5 protein-coding genes are annotated in these 4,818 nt (G+C 76.0%); all 5 read right to left on the minus strand.

What is annotated here, in order from left to right:
- Nucleotides 1–15: 15 nt before the first annotated feature.
- A complete protein-coding gene (locus FOE67_RS16740) occupies nt 16–690 on the minus strand; it encodes a response regulator (protein ID WP_182665101.1) in 675 nt (224 codons plus the stop codon).
- Nucleotides 683–1,939: a sensor histidine kinase gene (locus FOE67_RS30095; protein ID WP_267133339.1), complete on the minus strand. Its 1,257-nt coding sequence runs from the start codon at nt 1,937–1,939 to the stop codon at nt 683–685. Before FOE67_RS30095 ends, FOE67_RS16740 begins: the two co-directional genes overlap by 8 nt.
- A gap of 52 nt (nt 1,940–1,991) precedes the next feature.
- Nucleotides 1,992–2,738, minus strand: a complete 747-nt coding sequence (locus FOE67_RS16750; protein ID WP_182665103.1) for an ABC transporter permease — start codon at nt 2,736–2,738, stop codon at nt 1,992–1,994.
- 1 nt (nt 2,739) lies between these two features.
- The gene (locus FOE67_RS16755; protein WP_182665105.1) at nt 2,740–3,714 is read right to left on the minus strand and encodes an ABC transporter ATP-binding protein; all 975 of its coding nucleotides are present in this window, start codon (nt 3,712–3,714) and stop codon (nt 2,740–2,742) included.
- Nucleotides 3,715–3,865: 151 nt separating this feature from the next.
- Nucleotides 3,866–4,720: a UbiA family prenyltransferase gene (locus tag FOE67_RS16760; protein WP_182665107.1), complete on the minus strand. Its 855-nt coding sequence runs from the start codon at nt 4,718–4,720 to the stop codon at nt 3,866–3,868.
- Nucleotides 4,721–4,818: the final 98 nt, after the last annotated feature.

Raw genomic sequence — 4,818 nt, forward strand, 5'->3', positions numbered from 1 at the left:
CCCGGGAGCCGGGCCTCATCGTTCCGGGGGCGCCCCGTTCGTCGCCCCGCCGGTCGGCCCGCCCCCCAGCAGTCCCCGCTCGTAGGCGACCGCCACCGCGGCGGCGCGGTCCTTGACCCCCAACTTCTCGTAGACGTGGCTCAGGTGCGCCTTCACCGTCGCCTCGCTGACGAAGAGCTCCCGGGCCACCTCGCGGTTGGAGCGCCCCAGCGAGACCAGCCGCAGCACCTCCGTCTCCCGCGCGGTCGGCTCCCCGGTGCGGGGGGCCCGTGCCCGGGCGGCGAGCCGGCCGGCGACGGCCGGGGAGAGCACCGACCGGCCCTCCGCCGCCGCCCGGATCGCCCCGAAGAGGTCCTCCCGCGGGGCGTCCTTCAGCAGGTAGCCGGTGGCCCCCGCGTCCAGGGCGGCGGTGATCTCCCGGTCGGTGTCGTACGTGGTGAGCACCAGCACCCGGGCCGTCGAGCCGGAGTCCCGCAGGCGGGTGATGGCCTCGACCCCGCCCATGCCGGGCATCCGCAGGTCCATCAGCACCACGTCGGGGGCGAGCGTCGCGGCCAGGGCGAGCGCCCGGGCGCCGTCCGCGGCCTCCCCGACCACCTCGAACCCGTCGGCCGTCTCGCACATGCCGCGCAGCCCGTCCCGGACCACCGGATGGTCGTCGACCAGCAGCAACCGCACCGGCTCAGGCATCGCGCACCGCCGGCACCGTCAGGCAGACGGCGGTCCCCGCGCCGGGCTCGGACTCCACCACGACCTCCCCGGCCACCCGGGCGGCGCGCTGTCCCATGCCGGGCAGGCCGAGGCCGCCCGCCCCGGCGGGGCGCGGCGTGCCGTTCCGGGGGCCCGTGAAGCCGGCGCCGTCGTCGCGCACGTCCAGGGTGAGCACCTCCCCCATGTACGACAGGGTGACCCCGACCCGGGAGGCGTCCGCGTGCTTGGCCACGTTCGTCAACGCCTCCTGCGCCACCCGCAGGACGGTGGCCTCGACGTCACGGTGCAGCGGCTCCGGTTCGCCGTCCACCACCAGGCGGGCGTCCGTGCCGGTGGTCGTCCGCCAGTCCTCGACCAGCGTGTCCAGGGCGGTCGGGAGGTCCGCGTGGTCCAGTCGGCAGGGCAGCAGCCCCTGCACCGAGTGGCGGGCCTCGTCCAGCGCCTCCCGGGCCAGGTCCGCCGCCCGGGCGCGCCGGCGTTCGGCGGCGCGGGGGTCGGCCGTCTCCCCGGCGGCCTGCAACTGGGTGACGATCCCGGCGAGGTTCTGGGCGATGGTGTCGTGGATCTCCAGGGCCAGCCGCTCGCGTTCGGCGTGCACGCCGGCCTCCCGCGCCCCCTCGATCAGGCGGGACTGCAGGGCCTCGTTCTCCGCCACCGCCTCGGCCAGGCGGGCGTTGGCGCGTTCCAGTTCGCGGATCGTCGCGTCGCGCTCCTCCGCCAGCCGGGCCTGCCTCCGCTCGAACCGGTCGAAGAACATCACCAGCCCGAAGTTCAGCCCGAAGAGGCCGACGATCGCGATCAGCTGCGCCGGTTCCCTCGGCGGCAGGCCGCCCGACTGGGAGCCGGCCATCAGCAGCGCCGTCACGGCGAAGACGGCCACCTGCCCCCGCCGGCCCGTGTACAGGGAGGCGTCCAGGTAGCCGATGATGGCGGAGACGGCGAAGAACGGGTTGAGCCAGGTCAGGAGGAACAGGACGGCGGTCCGCGTCGTCAGGTAGGACCGGCCGAGCAGGTCGTCCAGCGGCCGGCCCCACCGGCGGTCCGTGCAGTGGGCGTGCCAGCCGGCCAGGGCGAGCGCGCCCACCACCAGGACGGGGATGGTTTCCGTCGCCCCGAAGGCGGGCGCCGTGGCCACCGACAGGGCCAGGCCGATCCCCAGCAGCACGTACGGGCCCCGACGGGTCAGGGCGTCCATCCGGCCGCGGATCTCGCACTCCAGGTCGCTCATCATGGTCTCCCGGCCCTCCGGGGCCCGCCGGTCGCCGCCATCGGGGCGCCGGTCAGTTCCACCGGAAGTATCGCGCGGCGATCGCTCCCGTGCCCAGTGTCCAGGCGAGGAGCACCGCCACGTCGCGGAGTGCCGGCCACCCCCCGGCCCCGGCGGCGTCCAGGGCCAGGGCGGCGGCGCCGAGCGGGGTGAGGGAGACGATGTCGCCCAGCAGGTCGGGCATCGCGCTCACCGGCAGCCACACCCCGGCGGTGAACATCAGCGGGAAGAGCAGGATCGCGCCGACCGTCGTGGCGAGCCTCGCGGTCGGGACGACGGCCGAGATCAACCCGCCGATCGCCAGCGTCGCGGCCAGGGCGAGGAGCAGCGCGAGCAGGTGGGCGGCGGCGTTGCCGGGCAGCCCGGTGCCGTAGCCGATCCGGACCACCAACATGGCGAGCGCGCCGCCCGCCACCGCCGCCCCGCCGTTGATCGCGTACTGCGCGATCAGCAGGTCGCGCGGCCTGGCCGGGGTGGTGGCGATCCGCTTGAGGATCAGCTGCTCCCGGTAGCCGGCCAGGGCGACCGGCATGGTCGAGACGGCGGCCAGCAGCATCGCGAGCAGGATCGCGACGGGGACGTAGAGGGCGATGACGGGCACGCCGTCCACGCCCTCCTCCGGGTCGCGGTAGCCGGGGACCTGCCCCAGGCCCCCGACCAGCAGGGCGGGGAAGAGGACGATCCAGAACAGGGCCGCCGGTTCGCGCAGGAAGAGCCGGACCTCGGTGCGGAGCACGGTCCGGGTGGGGGACGCCGCCATGTCAGGCCTCCTCGGTGGTGTCGCCGGTGCCGGGGGCGCCGGTGCCGTCGGCGCTCGCCGAGGTCAGGTTCAGGAACGCGTCGTCCAGGGTCGCGTCGACGACGCGGAGCCGGCCGGGGCGGATGCCCTCGGCGGCCAACCGGTCCAGCACCTCGGGAACGGCCTCGTCGGTCAACCCGAGCTCGATCCGCCCGTCCTCCCGGACCCGGACCCGCTCCACGCCGTCGATGGCGGCCAGGGCCGCGGTGTCCGGGGCGCCGGCGGGGGAGGCGGAACCGGACGCCGTGCGGAAGAACGACATGACGGTGGGCACGCGGGTGCGGGAGACCACCCCCTCGGGGGTGTCCAGCGCGACGATCCGACCCCGGTCGAACAGGGCCACCCGGTCACACAGGTACTGCGCCTCCTCCATGAGGTGGGTGACCAGCAGGACGGTGGTGCCCTCCGCCCGGGCGTCCTCGACCACCTCCCACACGGTGCGCCGTGAGCGCGGGTCCAGGCCGGTGCTCAGCTCGTCGAGCAGCGCCACCCGGGGGCGACCGACGAGGGCCAGGGCGATGGCCAGGCGCTGCTGCTGGCCGCCCGAGAGCTTGCCGTACCGGGTGTCCAGCTTCGGGCCCAGCGACAGACGTTCGGCCAGCGCGACCCCGTCGGCGGGGTGCTCGTAAAAGGAGGAGTACAGCTCCAGCGCCTCGCGCACGGTGAGCTTGGCCTGCAACCCGGCCTGTTGGAGCTGGACGCCGACGATCCGGTTCAGCCGGTCCCGGTCGCGCCCCGGCGTCAGCCCGGCCACCCGCAGGGAACCCGCGTCGGGGCGGCGCAGTCCCGCCACGCACTCGACGGTGGTGGTCTTGCCGGAGCCGTTGGGCCCCAGGATGCCGAGGATCTCGCCCTCGGCCACGTCGAGGTCGATGTGATCGACCGCCACCGTGGTTCCGTAGGTCTTGCGCAGGCCGCGCACTTCGATGGTGGGCATGGTGCCAGCCTGGCGCCCCGGGCGGGTCCGGGCATCAGCCGATCGGCCGGCTTTCGGAGGGCTGTCGGTGGGCTGTCGGTGGGCTGTCGGTGGGCTGTCGGCGGGGGGCCCGGTGCCCCCGGACGGCGCACCGTCGGCGCGGCCCGCCGGGTCACCCCGGGACGACGGCCGGCGGCCCCACCGTGAGGAGCAGACCCACGTCGGCCACCGCCACCAGCAGCACCGCGTTGAAGGCGGCCCGTGATCCCGGCCGCCGCCCGCGCACCAACCCCACCGCCACCACCAGCGCGGCCACCGGCGGCACCGCGACCCGCGCGTCCCCCGTCACGCCGTCGGGACCCACCGGACCCACCACCAGCGCCACCGAGGCCAGCAGCACCAGGACTCCCGCCACCGCCCGGCTCACCGCCGCGCCCCACCGGTGCGGCAGGCCGCGCACCCCCACCGCCGCGTCGTCGGCCAGGTCCGGCAGCACGTTCAGGAAGTGCGCCGCGCACCCCAGCAGCGCCCCGGCGGTCGGCAGCCACCACGGCGGCCACGGCGCGCCGGGCAGCGCGAGCACGACGAAGGCGGGGAGCAGCCCGAAGGAGACGGCGTACGGGACCACCGACCAGCGGGTCGACTTCACCCCCAGGTCGTACGCCCACGCCGAGACCAGTGCGATCAGGTGGGCCGCCGCGGCGAGGAGCCCGGCCGCCGCGGACAGCGCGAGGGCCGCGCCGGCGGCGAGCACCGTGGCCACGGCCACCGCCCGGGGGGACACCAGGCCCCGGGCCACCGGCTTGTCGGTACGGCCGACCCGGGCGTCCCGGTCGGCGTCGACCAGGTCGTTGAGCCAGCCCACCGAGAGCTGCCCGGCCAGCACGGCCGTCGTGACCAGGAGGGCCCCGCCGGGGGTGTGGCCGACCGCGACCGCCAGGCCGGCGGTGACCGCCGTCACCGCGACGACGGGCAGGGGATGGCAGGCCCCGATCCACGCCGACACGCGCGACGAAACGATCCGCATGGGGAACGAGTGTGCCAGCCTGTCGGTATGTCGAGCCCGAACGAACGTCGCGGCCCCACCGTGTCGCCCCCGGCGTCCCCGGCTCGTCCCGCTTCCCC

This window comes from Streptomyces calidiresistens (assembly GCF_014141525.1).
In the GTDB taxonomy this organism is placed as follows: domain Bacteria; phylum Actinomycetota; class Actinomycetes; order Streptomycetales; family Streptomycetaceae; genus Streptomyces; species Streptomyces calidiresistens.

Bases quoted from the DNA above. Each gene is read 5' to 3' on its own strand.
- FOE67_RS16740 (WP_182665101.1), bottom strand. From the start codon at position 690: ATGCCTGAGCCGGTGCGGTTGCTGCTGGTCGACGACCATCCGGTGGTC.
- FOE67_RS30095 (WP_267133339.1), bottom strand. From the start codon at position 1,939: ATGAGCGACCTGGAGTGCGAGATCCGCGGCCGGATGGACGCCCTGACC.
- FOE67_RS16750 (WP_182665103.1), bottom strand. From the start codon at position 2,738: ATGGCGGCGTCCCCCACCCGGACCGTGCTCCGCACCGAGGTCCGGCTC.
- FOE67_RS16755 (WP_182665105.1), bottom strand. From the start codon at position 3,714: ATGCCCACCATCGAAGTGCGCGGCCTGCGCAAGACCTACGGAACCACG.
- FOE67_RS16760 (WP_182665107.1), bottom strand. From the start codon at position 4,720: ATGCGGATCGTTTCGTCGCGCGTGTCGGCGTGGATCGGGGCCTGCCAT.